Raw genomic sequence first — 24,080 nt, forward strand, 5'->3', positions numbered from 1 at the left:
GGCTCGCCGAAAAGTGTCCACCATGTCCCCGCACACCCGTCAACCATGTGTCCGGTCCGTACAATCAAGATCAAAAGCAGATCAAGATCAAGAGCGGCTCGCTTCGCATCGTGGTTACGGGGGCAAGCCCTCCTACATGTGCTCTCCGGATCTGCCGTTAACCTTACGTTACAAAACTTCCCTTCGAATTGAGCTATACAGACAGAGCGCCAAATAGTGGCTATCTGCCGCCGCCCTGCGCCTCAATAACAATAAAAGAAGGGGAGATCACCTGTGATGAGCTTGCTCTATCCTGCCGTCGCGCTGATGAACCGCCTGAGCTTCGGCATGAAGTTCAGCCTGATCAGCGTGCTGTTCCTGCTGCCGATGCTGGCGACCAACTATTACCTGGTGCGTGACTCGTGGCGCGAATTTCAGGGCACCCGTATCGAACTGCAAAGTCTCGACCTGCTTGGCAGCAGCCTGGCATTGCGCCGTGAGTTGGAAACGCTCAACAACCAGGTGCAGATCAACGTCATTCTCGGGCAGTCCGGCAAGGCGGCTGATCTTGAAGCGCAGATCACTGCCCTGGAGCAAGGTGTGCTGGAGCGGTTGCAGGGGTTGCACGCCATGGCGACGCAGCCCGAGCAAGTCGAGGTTTTTGAAAACAAGCGCGACGAGCTGATCGCCGCGTTCAAGGCGCAGCAACAGGAAACCTCGTTGCTCAACAAAGCGGCGTTGATCGGCAAGTTACTCAACCAGGCCCAGATGCTCAGCCAAATCATCGCCAGCCAAGCCGGCTTGAGCCGTGATGCGCAGAGTGACCTGCGCCAACTCAGCGACCTGGTCACTGCGGTCACCCCACAGGTCACCCAACTACTCGGTGAGGGCCGCGCGATGGGCGCGTATTCCCTGGGCCAGGGCTTTATCAATTCCTCCTCCAGTACGCGCTTTGACGAGTTACTGCAGCAGGTGGAAAAGCTCCAGGGCGAATACGGCTTGAAGCTGCAGGACGCGCTGGGCGCCAGCAACGCCGCGCATGCAGCACTCGATAGCTTGGCGCAAGCCAGCCAGGCCAGCCTCAAGCAAGGCAGTGAGTTGTTCGAAGAACAGGTAGTGATGGCCGAGACCCTGGATACACCTTGGCAAGGTTTTTACGACGGCGTCAGTCAACTGATGGCCAAGACCTATCAACTCGATGACGCCACCTTAGCGTTCATCGGCCAGCAACTGGAGCAGCGTCTGACGCAAAACCGCCTGCACATGGTGTTGCTGGTCGCGGCCCTGGTGGCGGTATTTGCGCTGATCTTCTACTTGTATGCAGGTTTCTTTGTCTCCACTCGCACTACCTTGCGCAGCCTGGGGGCGATGATGGACAAAGTCGCGGCCGGTGACATGACGGTCACTTTCGTCGCCCACAGCCGCGACGAGCTGGGAGACCTGGGCCAAGTATTCAATGGCACCGTGGCCAAGATCCACGACCTGATTGAGCGCGTCGGGCATACGGTCAGCCAGGTCGAGTTGCAGGCCAGCCAGGTGCAGACGATTTCGGCACAGAGTAACCAGGCGGTATCCGGCCAGCGCAGCCAGATCGAACAAGTGGCAACGGCGATGAACCAGATGTCTGCCACCGCACAGGAGGTGGCGCGCAGCGCGGCGGCGGCGGTCAACAGTGCACAGAGTGTCAATGATGAAACCGTCAGCGGACGGGCGCTGGTGCAATCTCAACAAAGCGGCATCGCACGCCTGGCTTTGGAGATCGATGAGTCGGTGCGGGTGATCAATCAGTTGGCGGCCGATAGCCAGTCCATCAGCAGCGTATTGGAGGTGATCAAGAGCATCGCCGAGCAAACCAATTTGCTGGCGCTCAACGCGGCCATCGAAGCTGCGCGTGCCGGTGAGCAAGGACGCGGTTTTGCCGTAGTGGCCGATGAGGTGCGCACCCTGGCCCGGCGTACCCAGCATTCCACCGGAGAAATTGAACAAATGATCAGCCGCTTGCACAGCGGCGTCGGCGCAGCGGTAAAGGCGATGGGCAGTAGCCATGAAATGGCGAGTGGCACGGTAGGGCAGTCGGAAAAGGTCCAGCACGCCCTGGAAAATATCCTCGGTGCCGTAGGCATGATTGTTGACCAGAACCAGCAGATCGCCGCTGCCGTGGAGCAGCAAACGGCGGTCGCTCACGACATCGACCAGAATATTGTCCAAATCAACCGCGCCGGTGAACATGCAGCACAAGGCGCCCAACAGACCGAAGCGGCCAGCCGGCAGTTGTCGGCGCAGGTCATTGAGCTGAAGCAATTGATTGGTGCGTTTCGGGTGTAAGAACTTTCTGTGGGACTGGGCCATGAATCACGTGGCATTTGTCCTGATTTGCCGGGCTGTGTTTTATCGCGACGTGAATGGGTGAGAATTTGTTTCATCAGTCACGGTCACGAGGGGATACGACGATGGCCGCTGCAATCGGCATCAAAGGGCATTGTGCCCAGTGCAACATGACGTTTGAACTCAAGCCTTGGCAACTGAACGCCATCGCCATGGAAGTACCGTTTGACTGTGCGTACTGCCACTCGGGCCTGCAGTTGTGCTGCCACAAGCAGTTGCGTCAGTTTCGCGCCCTGGACCAGTGGGCGCTGGTGCGGCCCGGCATGATCATGCTGACGTGCGCGACCTTGCTGATGGCGTTGTTCGCAGAGTGGTTGGGGCTGCTCAGCGTGATCGGGCAGCTGAACATTTCGCTGGTCGCGGTGTTGATTTATCTGCTGGCCGTGCGCTACGCCCGTTATCGGCAAAGGATGACCTTGAACTTGCAGGTCATCAGCCCGCTACCAGTTGAACAGCTCGCACGCATTGCGTGTGCTCGTCTCACCCAGCAATAAAGGGCTGATGCCCATACGCTCAGCCAGGGCGGTGCAGATATCCGGCAGGTGTTGCGGGCAATTGCGCTGGTTGGGATACATGGCCGGGGCCATGTCCGGCGAATCGGTTTCCAGTACCACGGCTTCAAGGGGCAATTGTGCCAGTACCTTGTGCATGCGCAGGGCCTGGGGCCAAGTGGCGGCGCCGCCCAGACCGAGTTTGAAACCCAGTTTGATGTACTCGCGGGCCTCTTCAATGCTGCCGGCGAACGCATGAATGATCCCGCCCCTCGGTAGACGGATGCGCTTGAGCGTGGCAATCACGACGGCGTGGCTGCGGCGTACATGCAGCAAGGCGGGGAGTTGGAAATCCGCCGCGAGTTTCAGCTGGGCTTCGAACAGGCTTTGCTGGCGCTCGCGATCCAGGTGCTCAAGGAAGTAATCCAGACCGATTTCGCCCACGGCGCAGAGTTGCCGGTGGCCGTGCAAGCGCGTCAACCAGTCACCCAGCTCCAGCAGGTCGGCAGGGCGATGCTCATCGAGATACACCGGGTGCAAACCAAAGGCCGCGAACAAACCGTAGTCATGCTGCACCAGATCCCACAGCTGCTGCCAGTTTTTCTGATACACCCCCAGTACCACCAGACGCCGCACCCCGAGTTCACGGCTATGGGCGAGGACTTGCGGGCGGTCGTGATCGAAGTCCGCAAAGTCCAGGTGGGTGTGGGTGTCGATCAGCTCCACGTTCAGACCTCGTGAATGCGCTGCTTGAACGTGCGGCCAATCGCATGCACACCCGGTTGGTACTGTTCTTCTTCGATGGCCGCCAGGGCCAGGCGCAGAGCTGTCTCGGCGATCAGTTGATGTTGCTGGGCCATGGCGTTGACTGGCAGCGGCAGGAAGTCCAACAGTTGGGTGTCGCCAAAGGTGCCCAGGCGTAGCGGCCGCGACCGGAGCGGGAAGTCATGCAGCGCATCGAACACGCCTTGCAGCAGCACGTAGGAGGTAGTCACCAGCGCGTCAGGCAAATGCCCCAGGCGCTGCAGCAGTTGCTCCATCAGCTGTCGGCCACAGTCACGGCTGAAGGCTTCGCCCTGTTCGATGATCACTTCGCCGGTGAAGTCTTGCAGCGCTTCACGAAAACCCGCAGTACGTTCCTGGCTGATGCTCAGCTCGGGACGTGCGCCGATCAGCGCGATTTGCTTGGGCAGCGGTTGTAGCAGGCTGCTGGTGAGTTGCTGACAGGCCTGGTGATCATCGCTGACCACTGAGCAGAACTGGTCAGGCTCCATCACCCGGTCGATGGCAATCACCGGCAACCCCTTGGCTTGCAAGTCTCGATAGCTGTCATCGCTGGCCGGCAGGCAACTGGCGACGAACAACGCATCGCAACGCCGCGCACGGAACAGTTGCAGCAGTTGGCGTTCGCTGTCGGCTTCGTCATCGGAGCTGGCAATCAGCAACTGATAGCCCCGTGCCCGGGCGCCTTGCTCCAACAGCTTGGCAATGCGTGCGTAGCTGGGGTTTTCCAGGTCTGGCAGGATGAACCCCAGGGTGCGCGTATGCCGGCTGCGCAGCCCGGCGGCTTGAGGGTTGGGGGTAAAACCATGGGCCTGGACCACGGCACGCACACGCTCAACGGTTGCGTTGCTGATGCGCTGCTGTTCGGCCTTGCCATTGATGACATAGCTGGCGGTGGTCACGGACACACCGGCCAGACGTGCAATATCACTGAGTTTCAAACCGGGATTTCCTTGTTTTTTAGAGCGTGCCCCGACATTTTGTCCAATCGTAACCGATTCCAGCCCACGACCAATGTCCCACGACAGGTGCCGAGTGGTGCTTCAAGCTTGCGCAATTAACGCGTAATCTGCCATAAATTCTAGATTAAACGTTTCAGCAAGCGTATTTTTACGATGTTCGCCGCTGAGTGGCTACTGCCAATTGACCACTCAGTCAGTTATTTTTGAACGTCTCGCGCTGATTTATTCAAAACAATACCTAGTGCGCACATCGCACTAACTAGGAGAACGGCATGCTTGAGCTCACTGTAGAGCAGATATCCATGGGCCAGGTGGCTGTGGATAAATCTGCTGCCTTGCACCTGCTCGCTGACAAACTGGTGGCCGATGGCCTGGTTGCCGAGGGGTATCTGAGCGGCCTGCAAGCCCGTGAAGCCCAGGGTTCGACCTTTCTCGGCCAGGGCATCGCCATTCCCCACGGTATGCCAGAGACCCGCGACCAGGTGTTCACCACGGGTGTGCGCCTGCTGCAGTTCCCCGAAGGGGTGGACTGGGGCGATGGCCAGATCGTCTACCTGGCGATTGGCATCGCCGCCAAATCCGACGAACACTTGCGCTTGTTGCAACTGCTGACCCGTGCCCTCGGTGAAACCGACCTCGGCCAGGCGTTGCGCCGTGCCGGCAGCGCCGAAGCGTTGTTGAAGCTGTTGCAAGGTGCGCCCCAGGAACTGGCGCTGGATGCGCAGATGATCAGCCTGGGCGTGTCTGCCGATGATTTTGAAGAGTTGGTATGGAGGGGCGCGCGCCTGCTGCGCCAGGCCGACTGCGTGAGCAATGGTTTTGCTGCGGTGTTGCAACAGGTCGACGCGTTGCCCCTGGGCGATGGCCTGTGGTGGTTGCACAGTGAACAGACAGTCAAGCGTCCGGGCCTGGCGTTTGTCACGCCGGACAAACCCATGCGCTACCTCGGCCAGCCGCTGCACGGCCTGTTCTGCCTGGCGAGCCTGGGCGAAGCCCACCAAACATTGCTTGAACGCTTGTGTGCCCTGTTGATTGAAGGGCGCGGCCAGGAATTGGGGCGTGCCACCAGCAGCCGTGCGGTGCTTGAAGTGCTGGGCGGCGAATTGCCACCAGACTGGCCCAGCGCCCGCATCAGCCTGGCCAACGCCCACGGCCTGCACGCCCGTCCGGCCAAGATCCTTGCGCAACTGGCGAAAAGTTTTGACGGCGATATCCGCGTGCGCATCGTTGATGGACCGGTGGGCGCGGTATCGGTCAAAAGTTTGAGCAAGTTGCTCAGCCTCGGTGCGCGTCGTGGCCAGGTGCTGGAGTTTGTCGCCGAGCCGACGATTGCCGGCGATGCACTGCCTGCACTGTTGGCCGCGGTCGAAGAGGGCCTTGGCGAGGAGGTCGAACCATTGCCGACCCTGAGCGCCCAGCCTGCTCCTGTGGATATCGAGCCGGTGCTCAGCGCGCCATCGAGCGGCAGCCAGATCCAGGCCATCGCCGCCGCGCCGGGCATCGCCATCGGTCCGGCGCATATCCAGATTCCACAGCTGTTCGATTACCCCCTGCGCGGTGAGTCTGCCGCCATCGAACGCCAGCGCCTGCACACCGCCCTGGGCGATGTGCGTAAGGATATCCAGGGCCTGATCGAGCGTAGCCAGGCCAAGGCCATCCGCGAGATTTTCATTACCCATCAGGAGATGCTCGACGACCCGGAACTGACCGACGAAGTCGATACCCGCCTCAAGCAGGGCGAAAGCGCGGAAGCTGCGTGGATGAGCGTGATCGAAGCCGCCGCCAAGCAGCAGGAAGCCTTGCAGGACGCCTTGCTGGCCGAGCGCGCCGCTGACCTGCGTGACATCGGCCGTCGCGTGCTGGCGCAGTTGTGCGGCGTCGAAACCGTCCAGGAACCCAGCGAGCCCTACATTCTGGTGATGGATGAAGTCGGCCCCTCGGACGTTGCGCGCCTGGACCCGGCCCGCGTAGCCGGCATTCTGACTGCCCGCGGTGGTGCCACCGCTCACAGCGCCATCGTCGCGCGCGCCCTGGGGATTCCCGCCTTGGTCGGTGCTGGTGCTGCGGTGCTGCTGCTGAGCGGCGGTACGCCACTGCTGCTCGACGGCCAGCGCGGTCGCCTGCATGTCGACCCGGACGCCGCTACCCTGCAACGCGCCACCGTGGAGCGCGACACCCGCGAACAACGCTTGCAAGCTGCCTCGGCTCAACGCCACGAGCCGGCGCTGACCCGTGACGGTCACGCCGTGGAAGTGTTCGCCAATATCGGTGAAAGCGCCGGTGTGGCGAGTGCGGTGGAGCAGGGCGCCGAAGGCATTGGCCTGCTGCGCACCGAACTGATTTTCATGGCCCACCCTCAGGCGCCGGACGAGGCTACCCAGGAAGCCGAGTACCGCCGCGTTTTTGATGGGCTCGGCGGTCGCCCGCTGGTGGTGCGCACCCTCGATGTAGGCGGCGACAAGCCCTTGCCCTATTGGCCCATCGCCCAGGAAGAAAACCCCTTTCTTGGCGTGCGCGGCATTCGCCTGACCTTGCAACGCCCGCAGATCATGGAAGCGCAATTGCGGGCACTGCTGCGTTCGGCGGATAACCGGCCGCTGCGCATCATGTTCCCCATGGTCGGCAGCGTGGATGAATGGCGCGCCGCCCGCGACATGACCGAGCGCCTGCGCCTGGAAATCCCGGTCGCTGATTTGCAACTGGGCATCATGATCGAAGTGCCGTCAGCCGCCTTGCTGGCGCCGGTACTGGCCAAGGAAGTCGACTTCTTCAGCGTCGGCACCAACGACCTGACCCAGTACACCCTGGCCATCGACCGCGGCCACCCGACCCTGTCGGCCCAGGCCGATGGCTTGCACCCAGCGGTCTTGCAACTGATCGACATCACCGTGCGCGCCGCCCATGCCCATGGCAAATGGGTCGGCGTGTGCGGTGAGTTGGCGGCAGACCCGCTGGCGGTGCCGGTGCTGGTCGGCCTGGGGGTGGATGAGTTGAGCGTGTCGGCCCGCAGCATTCCTGAAGTGAAGGCGCGGGTGCGCGAATTCAGTCTGAGCGAGGCCCAGGGCCTGGCGCAACAAGCACTGGCGGTGGGTTCGCCCGCGCAAGTGCGTGCCCTAGTGGAGGCCGTGTAGATGGCGAAGATTCTGACCCTGACGCTGAACCCGGCGTTGGACCTGACGGTGCGCCTGGCGCGCCTGGAGCCCGGTGCAGTCAATCGCAGTGAGGCGATGTTGACCCACGCGGCCGGCAAGGGCGTGAATGTGGCGCAGGTGCTGGCCGACCTGGGCCACCACGTCAGCGTTGGCGGGTTTCTCGGTGACGCGAACCCTCAGGCTTTCGACGCGCTGATCGCCAGCCGCGGGTTTGGCGATGCGTTCGTCCGCGTGCCGGGCGAAACCCGCAGCAATATCAAGATTGCCGAACAGGACGGACGTGTCACCGATATCAATGCGCCGGGGCCGCTGGTGAGTGAAGCGGCGCAAACAGCGCTGCTTGAGATGATCGCGAAGAAGGGTGCGCAATTCGATGCGGTGGTGGTGGCCGGTAGCTTGCCGCGCGGCGTCAGCCCGCAGTGGTTTCAAGCACTGTTGGGTCAGTTGAAAGACCTCGGTTTGAAAGTCGCCCTGGACACCAGTGGTGAAGCGTTGCGCGCTGGTTTGCAGGCTGGCCCGTGGCTGGTCAAACCCAATACCGAAGAGCTGGCAGAGGCCCTGGATAATGCCACCGATGCGATCAGCCGACTGCATCAGCAAGGCGTCGAGCATGTGGTGGTCTCCGACGGTGCCGCGGGTGTGACCTGGTATTGCCCAGGCGCAGCGCTACACGCCACGCCGCCCAAGGTGACGGTGGCCAGTACCGTGGGCGCTGGCGACTCGCTGCTGGCCGGGATGCTTCACGGTTTGCTCAGCGGCGATACGCCTGAGCGCACCTTGCGCCGCGCCACGGCGATTGCCGCGATGGCCGTCACTCAGATCGGTTTTGGCATCAGCGATGACGCGCAGTTGGCGCGCCTGGAAAGCGGCGTCGATGTACGCGCGCTGACAGAACAATAAGAGGGTTTGTGATGAAGTTAGCCATTGTTACCGCCTGCCCCAACGGCATGGTCACCAGTGTGCTGTGCGCCCGCTTGTTGGACGCCGCCGCCCAGCGCATGGGCTTGCACACCAGTGTCGAGGTCGTTGATGTGCAGCGCCCGGAACGTCAGTTGTCCCAAGCCACGATCGATGATGCCGAGTGGGTACTGCTGGTCAGCAGCACGCCGGTGGATATGCAGCGTTTTGTCGGCAAACGCGTGTTTCAAACCACACCGGCCCAGGCGCTGGCAGATGTCGAAGGCGTATTGCGCCGGGGCGCTGAAGAGGCCCAGGTGTATGTCGCCAGTGACGCCCCGGTATCGGCGAAGAATGCGCCGCGTATCGTCGCGATTACTGCGTGCCCGACCGGGGTGGCCCACACCTTCATGGCCGCCGAAGCCTTGCAGCAGACCGCCAAGCGCTTGGGCTACGACTTGCAGGTCGAGACCCAAGGCTCGGTCGGCGCCCGCACACCGCTGAGCCCGCAAGCCATCGCCGAGGCCGACGTGGTGTTACTGGCGGCGGATATTGAAGTCGCCACCGAGCGTTTTGCCGGCAAGAAAATTTACCGCTGTGGCACCGGTATCGCTCTCAAGCAATCCGAAGCCATCCTTAACAAAGCCCTGGCTGAAGGCGCGGTGGAAAACGCCGGCAGTGGCGCGCAGGCCAAGTCGGAGAAAACCGGGGTCTACAAGCACCTGCTCACTGGCGTGTCGTACATGTTGCCGATGGTGGTGGCGGGGGGCTTATTGATCGCCTTGTCATTTGTGTTCGGCATCCATGCTTTCGAACAGCCAGGCACCTTGGCAGCGGCGCTGAAAAGCGTCGGTGACCAGGCATTCCTGCTGATGGTACCGCTGCTGGCGGGCTACATCGCCTACTCGATCGCCGACCGTCCTGGCCTGGCGCCGGGCATGATCGGCGGCTTGCTGGCGGGGACGCTGGGGGCTGGGTTTATCGGCGGCATCCTGGCCGGTTTCGTCGCGGGTTACTGCGTCAAGCTGATCAGCCGTGCGGTGCAATTGCCCCAGAGCCTGGAGGCGCTCAAGCCGATCCTGATCATCCCGTTGCTGGCCAGCCTGTTCACCGGCCTGGTGATGATCTACCTGGTGGGCCCGCCGGTCGCACGTTTGCTGACGGGTCTCACCGATTTTCTCAGCACCATGGGCACTACCAACGCAGTGCTGCTGGGCATTTTGCTCGGCGGCATGATGTGCGTGGATTTGGGCGGGCCGATCAACAAGGCGGCGTATGCGTTTTCCGTCGGCCTGCTGGCGGCGTCGAGCGGCGCACCGATGGCCGCGACCATGGCTGCCGGCATGGTGCCGCCGATTGGCATGGGCATCGCTACGTTATTGGCTCGGCGCAAGTTCGCCCAGACTGAACGCGAAGCCGGCAAGGCCGCGATGATCCTGGGCCTGTGCTTTATCTCCGAAGGCGCGATCCCGTTCGCGGCCAAAGACCCGCTGCGCGTGATCCCGGCCAGCATCGCCGGTGGCGCGCTGACCGGTGCGCTGTCGATGTACTTCGGCTGCAAGTTGGCCGCGCCCCATGGCGGGTTGTTTGTGCTGGTGATTCCGAATGCGATGAACCACGCTTTGTTGTACTTGCTGGCGATTGTGGCGGGCAGTGTGTTGACGGGGTTGGTGTATGCGCTGCTCAAGCGACCGGAAGCCGTGGAGCTGACGGTCACTGCTGCCAGGGGCTGATGGGATTCAGAATGTGGGAGGGAGCAAGCCCCCTCCCATATTTGGATCTCCATTGTTTGTAAGGCCGGTGTCATCTTCGCTTCATCCCATCATGCTTAAGTGGCCCTTTTGATACTCAAGAGGGCACCTGCATGAGCCACTTCGATCTCGGCCGCCGCCGCGTTATGCAAGCCGTGGGCGCCGGCCTGTTGTTGCCGGGCCTGGCCCCGGCAGTGATCGCTTCGGTGAAGGACCGGCCGCAACTCACGGATGGCGTGCAATCGGGCGACCTGCTCGGCGACCGTGCGATGATCTGGAGCCGCAGCGACCGCCCCGCGAAGATGGTGGTGGAGTGGGATACGCGCAGTGTGTTCAGCAACCCCCGCCGATTGGTTTCCCCGCTGGCCGACAGCCGCAGCGACTTTACTGCCCGTGTCGAGCTCACCGGTTTGCCGGTCGATCAGTCGATCTTCTACCGTGTTCACTTCGAAGACGCCCAGACCGGCGTCGCCAGTGAACCCTGGTTCGGTCACTTGCGCAGCGAGCCGCAACAGCGTCGCGACATCCGCTTTGTGTGGAGCGGCGACACCGTTGGCCAAGGCTTCGGCATCAACCCGGAGATTGGCGGTATGCGTATCTACGAAGCCATGCGCCTGCGCCTGCCAGACTTTTTTATCCACAGCGGCGACACCATCTACGCCGACGGCCCGGTGCCCGCGCAGTTGACCACCGAAGGCGGACGTATCTGGCGCAACATCACCACCGAGGCCAAGAGCAAAGTGGCGGAAACCCTCGATGAGTATCGCGGCAATTACCGCTACAACCTGCTGGATGAAAACGTGCGCCGCTTCAATGCCCAAGTGCCGCAGATCTGGCAGTGGGACGATCATGAGGTGATCAATAACTGGTCCTCCAGCAAGCAACTGGATGAGCGTTACCAGACCCGCGACATCAATACCCTGGTCGGCCGTGCGCGGCAGGCCTGGCTGGAATATTCACCGATGCGCCGCCAGAGTGCCGACGGCGGCGGGCGTATTTATCGCAAGCTCAGTTACGGGCCGCTGCTGGACGTGTTTGTGCTGGATATGCGCAGCTATCGTGGGCCGAATGATGACAACCTGGGCGGCGAAAAACCCTTCCTCGGCCGCCAGCAACTGGACTGGCTCAAGCGCGAACTCAAGGCGTCGCAGGCGCAGTGGAAGGTGATCGCCGCCGACATGCCGATCGGCCTGGGCGTGCCCGACGGTGAGGTCAGCCCCGGCGTGGCGCGTTGGGAAGCCATCGCCAATGGCGACCCCGGCCCGGCGCAAGGGCGTGAGCTGGAGATTGCCGAACTGCTTGGCTTTCTGCGTGCGCAGAAGGTGCGCAACCATGTGTGGTTGACGGCCGATGTGCACTACTGCGCGGCGCACCACTACCACCCGGACCGGGCAGCGTTCCAGGATTTCGAGCCGTTTTGGGAGTTTGTGGCAGGGCCGCTGAATGCCGGCAGCTTCGGGCCGAATCCGTTGGATAAAACCTTTGGCCCGCAAGTGGTGTTCGAGAAAGCGCCGCCTGCGCAAAACACCTCGCCGTTTGCTGGCTTTCAGTTTTTTGGTGAAGTGCAGATTGATGGGCAGACGGGGGAGTTGACCGTCATTTTGCGCGATCTCGATGGCGTTTCGGTGTTTGAGCAAAAACTGCAACCTGCCTGATTGGAATGCAGTTAAAACTGTGGGAGGGAGGAAGCCCCCTCCCACAATTGATCTTCATTGCCTGACGGGTCAGTAGACATCCCGGCGATAGCGGCCCTGTTCAATCAAGCGCTCCACCGCCTCACTGCCCAGGATATCCACCAACGCCTGATCCACCCCCGTCGCCATCCCTTGCAAACTGCCGCACACATAAATCGCCGCGCCGTCCGCCAGCCATTTGCGCAACACATCTGCCGATTCGCGCAGGCGATCCTGTACGTAGATCTTCTCTTCCTGGTCCCGCGAAAACGCCAGGTCCAGCAGCGCCAGGTCGCCACTGGCCAGCCAGCCTTGCAGTTCGTCCTGGCACAGATAATCGTGGGCGATATGGCGCTCGCCAAACAGCAACCAGTTACGCTGCTGGCCATCGGCAATACGCGCCTTGAGCAGGCTGCGCAGGCCCGCAAGGCCGGTGCCGTTGCCCAGCAGGATCAACGGCACGGGAGCGTCCGGCAGGTGGAAGGCACTGTTGCGGCGCAGGCGCAGGCTGATACCCGAACCGATGGCGGCGTGTTCGGTCAGCCAGCCGGAGCCCAGGCCCAGGCTGCCGTCGGGGTGGCGTTCCTGGCGCACGATCAGTTCCAGCACGCCGTCGCTGGCAATCGAGGCGATGGAATATTCGCGCATACCCAGGGGCACCAGTGCGTCCACCAGGGCTTGGGCATGCAAGCCGACCAGGTGTGCACGGTTGTCCGGCAGTTGACGGTTGGCCAGGGCTTGATCGAGCGTTTGTGCCAAGCCGTCGATCAACACGCCGTCACTGCCGGCCAGGCCGAGGCCGTCGAGGAAATGCTCCACGGCCCACGGACAATTGCGCGGCAAGACCTCCACCAAGTCACCGGCGAGCCAGCTCTGAGGCGAAGGTGGAGTGAGACCTAGCAGGTAGACATCGGCCCCCACGCTGCCGGGGTTGAGCAGGCGGCGTTGGCTCAACGTCCAGTTTTCGTACGGGTCTGCCTGCCAGGCTGCCGCGGATGCGTGACCGGTGAGCTGGCCCAGTTGCTGTTGCCAGGTGTGCAAGGCCACTGCGTCGCCGCTGTCGACTTCCACCGGGGCAAACAGCGGGTTGCCACCCTGGTTGGTCAGCCAGAAATGCAGGCGCCGGGCGAAGCCACAGAAGTGTTCATACTGCCGATCACCCAGGGCCAGTACCGAGTAGTTCAAGCCTTTGAGGGGCAGGTCCTGGCCGAGCACGCTGCGCTCGAAACCACGGGCGCTGTCGGGGGCTTCGCCGTCGCCGAAGGTGCTGACCACAAACAGCGCATGTTGCGATTGGCTGAGGTCGTCGCGGCTGACGCTGCCCAGGGGCTGCACCTTGACCGCAACGCCGGCGGCCTGCAATTGCCCGGCAGTCTGCCAGGCCAACTGTTCGGCAAAGCCGCTTTGGCTGGCAAACCCGATCAGCCAGGCCGGCGCATCGCTGTGAGGGGCACTCAAACCTTGGCGGGCTTCGCGTACCTGGCGTTTCTTGCGACGACGGTCGAGGTACAACAGCCAGCCAGTGATGAAAAACAGGGGCATGAGCAGCGAGCTGACGGTGAGCACGATGCGCCCGATCAGGCCGAAATAACTGCCGGTGTGCAACGCATAGACGCTGGTCAGCAGTTGAGCCTTGAGGCTCTTGCTGGCATAGCGATCATGGGATTTGACCTCACCGGTGGCCGGGTCCAGGTTGATCTGGTTCAGCGCACGGTCATGGGGTGAATCCTTGAGCAGGTAGTACACGGTTGCCGGTTGCCCGGCGACGGCCGGCATACGGATATTGTAGGCACTCAGGTCGGGGCCGGCGTTGCTGTAGATGCTACTCCAGATCGCCTCGTAGTTGGCCACCGGGGCAGGGCCCGGGGGCGGCTGGCCGCGTTTACGCATCCGCTCGTTCTGCGGCGCATCGGAGAGCAGTTTGGTCACGCCCTGGTTGTACCAGTCGTAGGACCAATACAGCCCGGTCAGTGCCGCCAGCAGATAGAACAGCAGGCACCAGGTGCCGAACACCGAGTGCAGGTCCCAGTTGAAGCTGCGGCCCTTTTTGCGCCAGTCCAGGGTCAGCCACACGCGCCAGCTTTTTACCTGGCGCGGCCAGCGCAGGTACAAACCAGAGAGGCAGAAAAACACCAGGATCAGGGTGCAGGCGCCCGTGATATTGCGCCCAGTGTCGCCGATGGCGAGGAAGCGGTGCAGTTGCAGGATAAAGCCGAATACATCCTGGCCGACGGCGTCGCCCAGGTAGTCGCCGGTGTACGGGTCGAAGTAGCGCATCTGGCCACGACGCTCCCCCGGTGGCGGGGTGAAGGACACCCGGCCGGCATTGCCGCTGTCGCTTTCCACCCACAGCATCGCGACGCTCTTGCCTTCGGTGGCCTCCAGCTTGCGCACCAGCTCGGCAGGCGGCAGTACGCCGGCTTCGCGTTTCTGTACGTTCAATACCGTGGGGTTGAGGGCCCGCAGGATTTCATCCTGGAACGAGTACGCAGCCCCGGTAATCCCCATCAAGGCCAGCACCAGCCCGGCAGTGATGCCGAAGAACCAGTGCAACTGAAACAGGGTTTTCTTCAACACGTCGGAGCGCCTCGCTGATCTGGATATCGATGTCACGGCGCGCATTATGCCGTGGGTTATCGAGAAAAATTCTGTTTTACACACAAAAGCCCCACGCATCCGATGCGTGGGGCCTTGGGTCGAGCATTGACTGCGTTTAGAAGTGGAAGCTGGTGGTCAACAGGGCGGTACGACCGGCCGCCTGGTTGGCGAAGTGAGTGGAGAAGGCCTTGTCGTAGTAGGTCTTGTCGGTCAGGTTCTGCACGTTCAATTGCAGGTCGACGTTCTTGGTCAGCTTGTAGCTGGCCATGGCGTCGTAGCGAGTGTAGGAGGGTACGTACACGGTGTTGCCGACATCGCCGTAAACCTGATCGACATAGAAGGCACCGCCGCCGATGGTCAGCTTGGGCGTGATGTCGTAGGTGGTCCACAGGCTGAAGGAGTTCTTCGGCGTGTTGGGCATCTGGTTGCCTTTGTTGGAGCCGGCACTCACTACACCGTTACGCCCGTTCAGGCCGGATTTGACCAGCTCGCTGTCCAGGTAGCTGTAGCCCGCAAACAACTGCCATTTATCTGTGATCTTGCCGCTGGCGGACAACTCGATGCCGTCGACCTGAGATTCACCGGCGTTCTGGTAGGTGAGAGCGTCCACCAGGATGCGGGTGTTTTTCTTCTCGGTGCGGAAGATAGCTGCGGTCAGAGACAGGCGATCGTGGAACAGGTCCCACTTGGTGCCCAGTTCATAGTTGACGGTTTCTTCGGGCTGCAAGTCGCTGGTGGCGGCACCGGCTGACAGTGGGTTGCCGTCGGAGCCTTCGCCGATCAGGCCACCGGCAGGCGTGGCCGAGGTCGCGTAGGAAGCGTAGATGCTGCCGTTCTCCAGCGGCTTCCACACCAGGCCGGCCTGCCAGTTGAAGAACTGGCTGTCGTCCTTGATCTTGGAGCGTCCGGCCACGGCGTTGCTGTTGGCCTCGGTATCGAAGGTGTCGTAACGCAGGCCCACGTTCAGCAGCCATTTCGGATCCAGCTCGATGGTGTCGAACACATAGGCGGCGCGGCTGGTGGCCTTGGTGTTGGTGCCCATGTAGTTGCGCGCAACGCTGCCGTTCCAGGCGTCGTCCGGGTTCGGGTTGCTCAGTGAGGTGCACTGGCCGCCCAGGCTGCCCTTGGCCGGGTTGCACACCGGGTTGGCGTTGGGGCTGACGGTATAGCCGCTGACACGGGTCTCTTCCCCGGTGAACTCCAGGCCGGTGGAGTAGCTGTGCTTGAAGCCCAGCGCCTGGAAGCTGCCAAACAGGTCGGTCTGGTTGGTGGTTGTGGTGGTCGTGGAAACACGGCTATTGGCACGACGCCATACGGTGCCGAACTTGTTGACGTTGAGTTTGCTGTCGTCCGGTTGTGTCAGCACATAGTCCTGGCCGGTGCTGCCATGGCGCAGGGTATTTTTCAGCGTCATGTTGTCGTTCAGGTCGTGCTCGATGGAGAACGTGCTGATGTCGGCGCGGGTCTTGCGGAAGTCGCGGCTTTTCAAACCGTAGAAATTGTTGCTGTCGCCGCCGTCGTTGGGTTTGTCGTGCGCGTGGGCGGTGGCGGTCGAGGAACCATAGCCATACGGAATCCCCGAATCCGGCAGGTCATCGCTTTCCATATGGTAATAGCTGAGGTTGACGCGGGTCGGCGTGCCCAGGCCAAACGTCAGCGACGGGGCTACACCCCAGCGGTCGTAGTTCACCGCATCGCGGCCTGCCACGTTTTGTTCGTGGCTCATCAGGTTCAGGCGGAAGGCGGCGCTGTCGTCGAGGAACTGGCGGTTCACGTCGAGCACGTAGCGGCGGGTCTGGTCGGAGCCGTAGGTAAAGCCGCCGTTGGTGAAGTCCCGTGCTTGTGGGGTTTTGCTCACCAGGTTGAGGCTACCACCGGCCGACCCACGGCCGCCGAACGAGGAGTTCGGGCCCTTGCTGACTTCGATGGACTCGATATCGAAGATCTCGCGGCTCTGGCCGCCGGTGTCGCGCACGCCGTCCAGGTAAGTGTCGCCTTGGGCATCAAAACCACGAATGAACGGGCGATCGCCTTGGGGGTTGCCGCCCTCACCGGCGCCGAAGGTAATGCCCGGTACGGTGCGCAAGGCGTCCTGCAACGACGTGGCGGCAGTGTCCTTGAGTACTTGTTGCGGCACCACGGTGACCGAACGCGGTGTGTCCACCAGCGGCGCGGTGTATTTCTGCGACGAGGCTTTTTCCACCTGATAGGAGGTGTTGTCCTGGTCCTGGCCGGTAATGTTGGTGGCGCCGAGGGAGATAGGGTTGCGCTCGCCTTTTTGCTCGGTGTTTTCTGCTGCCTGCGCCAGGTGGGCGGCAGAGCTGGCGCTGAGGGCAACGCCGATGGCCGAGGCCAGCATACGTGGTGAACTGGCGGTTGTTATTAGCGTAGTGCGCGACATGACGTGTCCCTTCCCCAAGGATGTGAGGCCGCGGAATATAGGGCCAACAAGACTTTGTATCAATTGAGAGATATTGCTATTCGCATCGAATTTACATTCTTTACACTTTTTCGTTACGGATTTTGCGTTCTCGTTCGTCCCCGGGTTTTACAGGGCGGATAAGAATCAATACCATTGGCGCCTCTCTGATCGCAGGTATTGCCTCATGTTGCTGCACATTCCCGGCCTGTTCTCTCGCGAGGAGGTGCTGCGCATTCGCCAAGCCCTGGAAGAGGCTGAATGGGCCGATGGCAAAATCACTGCCGGACATCAGTCCGCCAAAGCCAAGCACAACCTGCAATTGCCCGAAGGCCACCCATTGGCCAAGGAAATCGGCGCAGCCATGCTGGAGCGGTTGTGGAGCAACCCGCTGTTCATGTCGGCGGCGCTGCCGCACAAGGTCTTCCCGCCGCTGATCAACTGCTATACCGCAGGTGGCAGTTTTGACTTCCATATCGACAATGCGGTGCGCCAGCCCAAAGGCAGCCACGAGCGCGTGCGCACCGACCTGTCGTCCACGCTGTTCTTCAGCGATCCCGACGAGTACGACGGCGGCGAACTGGAGATCCAGGACACCTTCGGCCTGCAACGGGTCAAGCTCCCCGCCGGCGATCTGGTGCTGTACCCCGGCTCCAGCCTGCATAAAGTCAACGCCGTGACCCGTGGTGCTCGCTATGCCTCGTTCTTCTGGACCCAAAGCCTGGTGCGCGAAGACAGCCAGCGCACCTTGCTGTTCGAAATGGACGGCGCCATCCAGCAACTGAGCCGCGACGTGCCCGAGCACCCGGCGCTGATCCAGCTCACCGGCACCTATCACAACCTCCTGCGCCGCTGGGTCGAGGTCTGAGATGGGCTTTTTATTGCGTCGCCAGGAAGTGCTCAACGTCGAGCAATTGCAGTCCATGCTTGATGATTCCCCGGTGCGCGCCGCCCAGGCGATTCTGATCGCAGCCAAGGAAGGCGTGGTCGATGCCCAGGCGTTGCTCGGGCAGATCCTGCTGGAAGGGCGCGGTATTGCACGCGATGAAGCGCTGGCGCTGCGCTGGTTCCAGATTGCGGCGCAGGGCGGGCACGTGATGGCGCGCAATATGGCCGGGCGTTGCCTGGAGCATGGTTGGGGTTGCGCCGTCGATGAAGCGGCAGCTGCGCGGCAATACCGGCTGGCAGCAGAGACCGGCCTGGATTGGGGCCAGTACAACTACGCCAACCTGCTGGCGACCGGCCGTGGCGTTGTGCAAGACCAGGCCCAGGCGCTGACGCTTTATCGCCAGGCGGCAGAGCAGGGCCACGCCAAGTCGATGAATCTGTTGGGGCGTTATCTGGAAGATGGGCAGTATTGCCCCAAGGATCTTGAGGCAGCCGTTGAATGGTACCGGCGCTCCGCCGAAGCCGGGGATTTTCGGGGGCAGTTCAGTTATGCGGCGGTGCTGGCGCACAGAGGCCAAATCGACGCTGCGCTGGAGTGGCTGCGCAAGGCGTTGGCGCATGGGAATCTCAAATTCCTGCGAACGGCGCACAAGGCGCTGGCGCTGGCCAATGAGCCGCAGATTCGCGCCATGGCCAATGCCTATCAACAGCGTGCCGCGACCTTTTCCTGAAGCCAAAAAAAACCCATGACTTGTCATGGGTTTTTTATATGCGGCGTTCTTACACGTAGAACGATTTCAACGGTGGGAACCCATTGAACTCAATCGCGCTGTAGCTGGTGGTGTACGCACCGGTCGACAGCCAGTACAAACGATCACCAATCGCCAGGTTCAGCGGTAGGCCGTACTTGTAGTTCTCGTACATGATGTCGGCGCTGTCGCAGGTTGGGCCGGCAATGACCACTTCTTCCATCTCGCCCTTCTTCTCGGTCCAGATCGGAAACTTGATGGCTTCGTCCATGGTTTCGATCAGGCCGGAGAACTTGCCCACATCCGTGTACACCCAACGCTCGACGGCGGTACGCGACTTACGGGCCACCAGCACCACTTCGCTCACCAGGATACCGGCGTTGGCGATCAGCGAACGGCCTGGCTCCAGGATGATTTCCGGCAGGTCGTCGCCGAAGTCTTCCTTGAGGAAGCGGATGATTTCTTCGGCGTAGGTTTCCAGGCTGTTGGTGCGGGTGATGTAGTTGGCCGGGAAGCCGCCGCCCATGTTGATCAGCTTCAGTTCGATGCCGTCTTCTTCCTTCAGGCGCTCGAAGATCACCTTGACCTTGGCGATGGCCGCGTCCCACACGCTGATGTCGCGCTGTTGCGAGCCAACGTGGAACGAGATGCCGTAAGGCACCAGGCCCAGGTCGCGGGCGAGGATCAGCAGGTCCATGGCCATGTCGGTCTGGCAGCCGAATTTGCGCGACAAAGGCCAGTCGGCCGTGGTCGAGCCTTCGGTGAGGATGCGCACATACACTTTCGAGCCCGGCGCGGCCTTGGCGATGTTGCGCAGGTCGGCTTCGGAGTCGGTGGAGAACAGGCGCACGCCCTTCTCGTAGAAGTAGCGGATGTCCTTGGATTTCTTGATGGTGTTGCCGTAGCTGATACGGTCGGCGCTGACGCCGCGGTCCATGACCTTGTCCAGCTCGTAGATCGAGGCGATGTCGAAGCTCGAACCCTTGTCTTTCAACAGGTCGATGATCTCCACGGCCGGGTTGGCCTTGACGGCGTAATACACTTTGGCGAATTCGAAACCGGCGCGCAGGTCATCGTAGGCCTGGCTGATCATCGCGGTGTCGATCACCACGAATGGGGTTTCTTGCTTGTCGGCGAACGCCTTCATTTTGTCAAAGGTGGCGCGCGCGAAATAATCTTCGACGTTGATCGACATGCTGGGGACTCCTAGGGGCAAACTGAAATTAGCAATGGGTGCAAATGAACGTCCTCCGTATCCCCACTTTGGTTCGCCTACTTCCCAAGGCATGTCGCCGAAAGCAAAAAGGCCACGGGATAAGCTTCCCTTGGCCTTGCTGTCTCGTCGTCAGTACTTGAGCCGGATGGATCGTTTCCAGCATGGACGTTCGGCGCGAACTTTAGGGCTTGATGGGCGTGGGATCAACTAAAAATGTCGCGTTTTTGCACGCGTTCGTCGCGGGACCCAGTCCAGCTACTTATGTAACCGACCGGTGTGACGGATTGATGTTCCCCGCTGAGTGGGAATTGAGGACATTTCCCTGACTCACCGAGGGGCAAATGTGGGAGGGGGCTTGCTCCCGATAGCGGTGTGTCAGTCACTTCTCAGTCACTGATTCACCGCTATCGGGAGCAAGCCCCCTCCCACATTTTTATCCCTGTTGTATCAGGTCAGGCCAGGGCGGTCTCGGCCGGCGAGACAATACTGGTCTTGCCCCCACGGGACTTGCCAGAGCTCAGGTACTCGGCAATCGACTCCTGAGTCACTTCACCCAGGAACACCCGCTCGGCATCCATCACCGGCAACCACGAGCGGTTGAACTCGTACATGCGCGACAGCAGGATGCGCAAATGCTCGTCGTAGGCAGCCGTGGCGTTGAACTCGCGCAGGTACTGGCCGCAGGTACCGGTCTGACGGTGCAAATCGCGACGGCGCACATACCCTAGTGCCTTGTTCTCGGAACAGGTGACCACCACATAGCGGCGGTCGTGCTCGTCCATCAGCTCCAGGGCATCGGCCACCGGCGTTTCCGGGCTCACCGACGGAGCGTTGTCCGCTGCGTCTTCGGCTTTTACCAGCAGCAGGCGCTTGAGCGTGCTGTCCTGACCCACGAAGTTGCTCACGAACTCATCGGCCGGGTGCGCCAGCAGCGTGTCCGGGTGGTCGATCTGCAGCAGCTTGCCGGCACGGAAGATGGCGATCTTGTCACCCAGCTTGATGGCTTCGTCGATGTCGTGGCTGACCATGATCACGGTCTTGTTCAGCGCGCGCTGCATCTCGAAGAACTCGTTCTGGATCATCTCGCGGTTGATCGGGTCGACCGCGCCGAACGGCTCATCCATCAGCAACAGCGGCGCATCAGCCGCCAGCGCACGGATCACGCCGATACGCTGTTGCTGGCCACCGGACAGCTCACGTGGGTAGCGATGCAGGTACTGCTTGGGTTCCAGCTTGATCATGCTCATCAGTTCGCGGGCGCGGTCGTGGCATTTTTGCTTGTCCCAACCGAGCAGCTTGGGCACGACCACGATGTTTTCCTCGATGGTCATGTTGGGAAACAGGCCGATCTGCTGGATTACATAGCCGATGTTGCGACGCAGGGTCACTTCGTCCAGGTCAGTGGTGTCTTCACCGTTGATCAGGATCTTGCCCGAGGAGGGCTTGATCAGGCGGTTGATCATCTTCAGCGTGGTGCTCTTGCCGCAGCCCGAGGGCCCCAGGAATACGCAAATTTCGCCTTCGTTGACGGTCAGGCTTACATCGTTGACGGCGGTGACAGTCTTGCCGTTGCTTTGAAAAGTCTTGGACAGGTTTTGAAGTTCGATCATTTGAGCAATCCTTTTGGAGTCAGCGAGCGTTGCAGCCATTGCAGAAGCAGGTCGGCGAAGATGGCCAGGAGACTGACCAGCACGGCGCCGACAATCAGCATCGACATATCGCTGCGGCTGATGGAAGCCAGAATAAGTACACCCAGGCCACCGGCACCGATGGTGGCGGCGATGGTCATCACACCGATATTCATCACGACGGCGGTGCGCACGCCAGCGAGGATCACCGGCACGGCAATCGGCAGTTCGACCATGCGCAGGCGCTGGCCGAAGGTCATGCCGATGCCTTTGGCGGCCTCGCGAATGCCTGGCTCAACGCCGGTGAGGGCCAGGTAGGTGTTACGCATGATTGGCAGCAGGGAGTACAGGAACACGGCGGTGATCGCCGGCATCGGCCCCAGGCCCTGGCCGAACTTGGAGTAGAACGGCAACAGCAGCCCGAACAGCGCAATGGATGGCACGGTCAGCAACACCGTGGCGCTGGCTTGCAAGGGACCTGCGAGGGTTGGGAAGCGCGTCATCAGAATACCCAGGGGCACGCCGATAAAGATCGCGAGGATCACGGCGATGCCGACCAGGGTGATGTGCTGCCAGGTCAGGTGCAGGACTTGGGCCCAATCAAGATGGGAAAAGGCGTTCAAAAATTCCATGTCTTCTCCTTCTTAGTTGATCGGATGTTGGCGCAGGAAATCGGCGGCGACAGCGGACGGGCTTTCGTGGTCGACGTCGACCCGCGCATTCAGCTCGCGCATGGTTGCGTCGTCGAACAGCTCGGCCAAGGGCTTGAGCTCTGCGGCCAATTGAGGATGCTGGTCGAGATATTCCTGACGGATCACCGGAGCTGCGGTGTAGTCCGGGAAGTAATGCTTGTCGTCGGCCAGCAGCTTCAATTTGAACGCGTTCAGGCGGCCATCGGTGGTGTAGACCAGACCGGCAAACACCTGGCCATTACGCAGGGCGGTGTAGACCAGGCCAGCGTCCATCTGCCGGGTGTTTTTGCGCGTGAGGTTCATGTCATACAACTTGACCATGCCGCCCATGCCGTCGGAACGGTTGGCGAACTCGGTGTCGAGGGCCACCAGGCGGTTTTCCTTGGTGTCCTCGGCCAGGGCTTTGGTCAGGTCGCTGATGCTGTTGATCTGCGGAAATTCCTTGGCCACGTTTTCCGGCAGTGCCAGCGCGTAGGTGTTGCTGAATTTCGACGGCGAGAGCCAGACCAAGCCTTTTTTCGCGTCGAGTTCTTTCACCCGGGCGTAGGACTGTTCGCTGTCGAGCTTCTCGTCGATGTGGTTATAGGCCACCAGCGATACGCCGGTGTATTCCCAGATCAGATCCAGTTGCCCGCTTTCCTGGGCACTGCGTGCCAGGTTGCTGCCCAGGCCACCCGTCACACGGGCGTCGTAACCCTTGGTGCGCAGGTACTGGGAGGTGATTTCGGCGAGCAGGGTCTGCTCGGTGAACACCCGGGCGCCAATGCGAATCACCGGTTTTTCAGCGGCTTGCGCAATACCTGCAAACAGCAGGACGCAGCCTAATATCAAGCTTAGTTTTTTCATGTCGATTCCTTTCCTGGCGTTAAGACGGGCGCAACCCGCGTTCCAGCCAGAGGCGGCTGGCCATGGTCACCAGGCCGTCAAGCAGCAATGCCAGCAGCGCGGTGCATGCAGCGCCGAGCAGCAGTTGCGGCTGGTTGTTCAGGGCAATGCCGGGGAAGATCAGGCTGCCCAGGCTGTTGGCGCCAATCAGGAACGCCAGTGGCGCGGTACCGACGTTGATCGCCAGGGCCACACGTACACCGCCGATGATGATCGGCACGGCGTTGGGCAGTTCCACGCGAAACAGCACCTGGCGCGGCGTCATGCCGATGCCGGTGGCGGCTTCCTTGAGGGAACCCTGGACGTTTTTCAAGCCTTCGTAGGTGTTACGCACGATGGGCAGGAGGGAAGCGAGAAACAGCGCGAAGATGGCCGGGCCGCTGCCGATGCCGAGGACGCCGAGGGCGATGGCCAGTACAGCCAGGGGAGGGACGGTGTTGCCGATGTTGAAGATCTGCATGAAACGTTCTGCACGCCCGACCATGTTGGGTCGGCTGAGCAGGATACCAGCGGGGATGCCCACAATCAGGGCTGCCAGCATGGAGACTAGGACAAGAATCAGGTGAGCTTGCAGGTAAAACAACAAATCGTCGCGGTACAGTTCGATCGTGTTGATGCCGATCCAGTGGACCAGCAGGGCCAGGAGCGCGACGACAACCGCGCCTCCTATCAGCCCTTTGCCATAGCGAATAGCCACAGGCGGACTCCTTTTTTTCTTTTGTCGGCGAACACATTCTCCGGCGGCAATGCCATTCCTGGCTGTCGGCGAATAGGTTCGCGAAAAGCAGCTCGCCGATACTGGCAATGCAGTATGCGATCAAGCCATGAGCGCAGCCTCGTCAGGCTAACTTGCTGATATTTCAGCCCCTGTTCCGAGTGCGGTAGCAGGGGAGTGGACGTCTCGACCTTTTAAAAGGTTCCACACTTGGGCG

Annotated in this window: 17 protein-coding genes; 8 read left to right on the forward strand and 9 right to left on the reverse strand. The window is 61.3% G+C overall.

Annotation, left to right across the window (positions count from 1 at the left end):
- The first annotated feature begins 273 nt into the window (after window positions 1–273).
- Together E3O56_RS06965 and E3O56_RS06970 are read left to right on the forward strand one after the other, a co-directional pair.
- Window positions 274–2,304 carry a HAMP domain-containing methyl-accepting chemotaxis protein gene (locus E3O56_RS06965; protein ID WP_032877834.1) on the forward strand — a complete coding sequence of 677 codons (2,031 nt, stop codon included), beginning with the start codon at window positions 274–276 and terminating at the stop codon, window positions 2,302–2,304.
- A 125-nt stretch (window positions 2,305–2,429) separates the two neighbouring features.
- Window positions 2,430–2,858: a hypothetical protein gene (locus tag E3O56_RS06970; RefSeq protein WP_248128038.1), complete on the forward strand. Its 429-nt coding sequence runs from the start codon at window positions 2,430–2,432 to the stop codon at window positions 2,856–2,858.
- Here E3O56_RS06970 and E3O56_RS06975 read toward each other — a convergent pair.
- Together E3O56_RS06975 and cra are read right to left on the reverse strand one after the other, a co-directional pair.
- A complete protein-coding gene (locus E3O56_RS06975) occupies window positions 2,805–3,581 on the reverse strand; it encodes a TatD family hydrolase (protein ID WP_248128039.1) in 777 nt (258 codons plus the stop codon). The two genes, E3O56_RS06970 and E3O56_RS06975, sit on opposite strands and share 54 nt — an antisense overlap.
- A 2-nt stretch (window positions 3,582–3,583) precedes the next feature.
- Window positions 3,584–4,579: a catabolite repressor/activator gene (gene cra / locus E3O56_RS06980; protein ID WP_032877829.1), complete on the reverse strand. Its 996-nt coding sequence runs from the start codon at window positions 4,577–4,579 to the stop codon at window positions 3,584–3,586.
- A 293-nt stretch (window positions 4,580–4,872) separates the two neighbouring features.
- Between cra and ptsP the strand changes: the two genes are divergently transcribed.
- The 4 genes from ptsP (at window position 4,873) to E3O56_RS07000 (ending at window position 12,055) form a co-directional block, all read left to right on the forward strand.
- Complete coding sequence (ptsP, locus tag E3O56_RS06985; RefSeq protein ID WP_248128040.1) at window positions 4,873–7,731, forward strand: phosphoenolpyruvate--protein phosphotransferase; 2,859 nt, start codon at window positions 4,873–4,875, stop codon at window positions 7,729–7,731.
- Complete coding sequence (gene pfkB / locus E3O56_RS06990; RefSeq protein WP_248128041.1) at window positions 7,732–8,652, forward strand: 1-phosphofructokinase; 921 nt, start codon at window positions 7,732–7,734, stop codon at window positions 8,650–8,652.
- A gap of 11 nt (window positions 8,653–8,663) precedes the next feature.
- Complete coding sequence (locus E3O56_RS06995; protein WP_248128042.1) at window positions 8,664–10,382, forward strand: PTS fructose-like transporter subunit IIB; 1,719 nt, start codon at window positions 8,664–8,666, stop codon at window positions 10,380–10,382.
- A 131-nt stretch (window positions 10,383–10,513) separates the two neighbouring features.
- Complete coding sequence (locus E3O56_RS07000; protein ID WP_032877824.1) at window positions 10,514–12,055, forward strand: alkaline phosphatase D family protein; 1,542 nt, start codon at window positions 10,514–10,516, stop codon at window positions 12,053–12,055.
- Window positions 12,056–12,124: 69 nt separating this feature from the next.
- On the opposite strand, the gene E3O56_RS07005 is transcribed toward E3O56_RS07000, so the two are convergent.
- Window positions 12,125–14,650 (reverse strand): sulfite reductase flavoprotein subunit alpha, encoded by a 2,526-nt coding sequence (locus E3O56_RS07005; protein ID WP_248128043.1) that lies wholly within the window; start codon window positions 14,648–14,650, stop codon window positions 12,125–12,127.
- A 136-nt stretch (window positions 14,651–14,786) separates the two neighbouring features.
- Window positions 14,787–17,072, reverse strand: coding sequence for a TonB-dependent siderophore receptor (locus E3O56_RS07010; RefSeq protein WP_148853454.1), 2,286 nt, complete (start codon window positions 17,070–17,072; stop codon window positions 14,787–14,789).
- Between the two features lie 205 nt (window positions 17,073–17,277).
- Here E3O56_RS07010 and E3O56_RS07015 point away from each other — a divergent pair, with 205 nt between their 5' ends.
- Both E3O56_RS07015 and E3O56_RS07020 read left to right on the forward strand, forming a co-directional pair.
- Window positions 17,278–17,958 carry a Fe2+-dependent dioxygenase gene (locus tag E3O56_RS07015; RefSeq protein WP_148853455.1) on the forward strand — a complete coding sequence of 227 codons (681 nt, stop codon included), beginning with the start codon at window positions 17,278–17,280 and terminating at the stop codon, window positions 17,956–17,958.
- Between the two features lies 1 nt (window position 17,959).
- Window positions 17,960–18,709 carry a tetratricopeptide repeat protein gene (locus E3O56_RS07020; protein ID WP_032877819.1) on the forward strand — a complete coding sequence of 250 codons (750 nt, stop codon included), beginning with the start codon at window positions 17,960–17,962 and terminating at the stop codon, window positions 18,707–18,709.
- A gap of 49 nt (window positions 18,710–18,758) precedes the next feature.
- On the opposite strand, the gene E3O56_RS07025 is transcribed toward E3O56_RS07020, so the two are convergent.
- The 5 genes from E3O56_RS07025 to E3O56_RS07045 form a co-directional block, all read right to left on the reverse strand.
- The gene (locus E3O56_RS07025) at window positions 18,759–19,922 is read right to left on the reverse strand and encodes a type III PLP-dependent enzyme (RefSeq protein WP_005784717.1); all 1,164 of its coding nucleotides are present in this window, start codon (window positions 19,920–19,922) and stop codon (window positions 18,759–18,761) included.
- 473 nt (window positions 19,923–20,395) lie between these two features.
- Window positions 20,396–21,553: an ABC transporter ATP-binding protein gene (locus E3O56_RS07030; protein ID WP_057701635.1), complete on the reverse strand. Its 1,158-nt coding sequence runs from the start codon at window positions 21,551–21,553 to the stop codon at window positions 20,396–20,398.
- Window positions 21,550–22,203, reverse strand: a complete 654-nt coding sequence (locus E3O56_RS07035; RefSeq protein WP_005784720.1) for an ABC transporter permease — start codon at window positions 22,201–22,203, stop codon at window positions 21,550–21,552. The genes E3O56_RS07030 and E3O56_RS07035 overlap by 4 nt, the downstream gene beginning before the upstream one ends.
- 12 nt (window positions 22,204–22,215) lie before the next feature.
- Window positions 22,216–23,109, reverse strand: a complete 894-nt coding sequence (locus tag E3O56_RS07040; RefSeq protein WP_032877818.1) for a glycine betaine ABC transporter substrate-binding protein — start codon at window positions 23,107–23,109, stop codon at window positions 22,216–22,218.
- A 19-nt stretch (window positions 23,110–23,128) separates the two neighbouring features.
- The gene (locus E3O56_RS07045; protein ID WP_004372306.1) at window positions 23,129–23,845 is read right to left on the reverse strand and encodes an ABC transporter permease; all 717 of its coding nucleotides are present in this window, start codon (window positions 23,843–23,845) and stop codon (window positions 23,129–23,131) included.
- Between the last annotated feature and the right edge of the window lie 235 nt (window positions 23,846–24,080).

Source organism: Pseudomonas sp. W2Aug9 (assembly GCF_023127755.1).
Classification (GTDB): Bacteria; Pseudomonadota; Gammaproteobacteria; order Pseudomonadales; family Pseudomonadaceae; genus Aquipseudomonas; species Aquipseudomonas synxantha_A.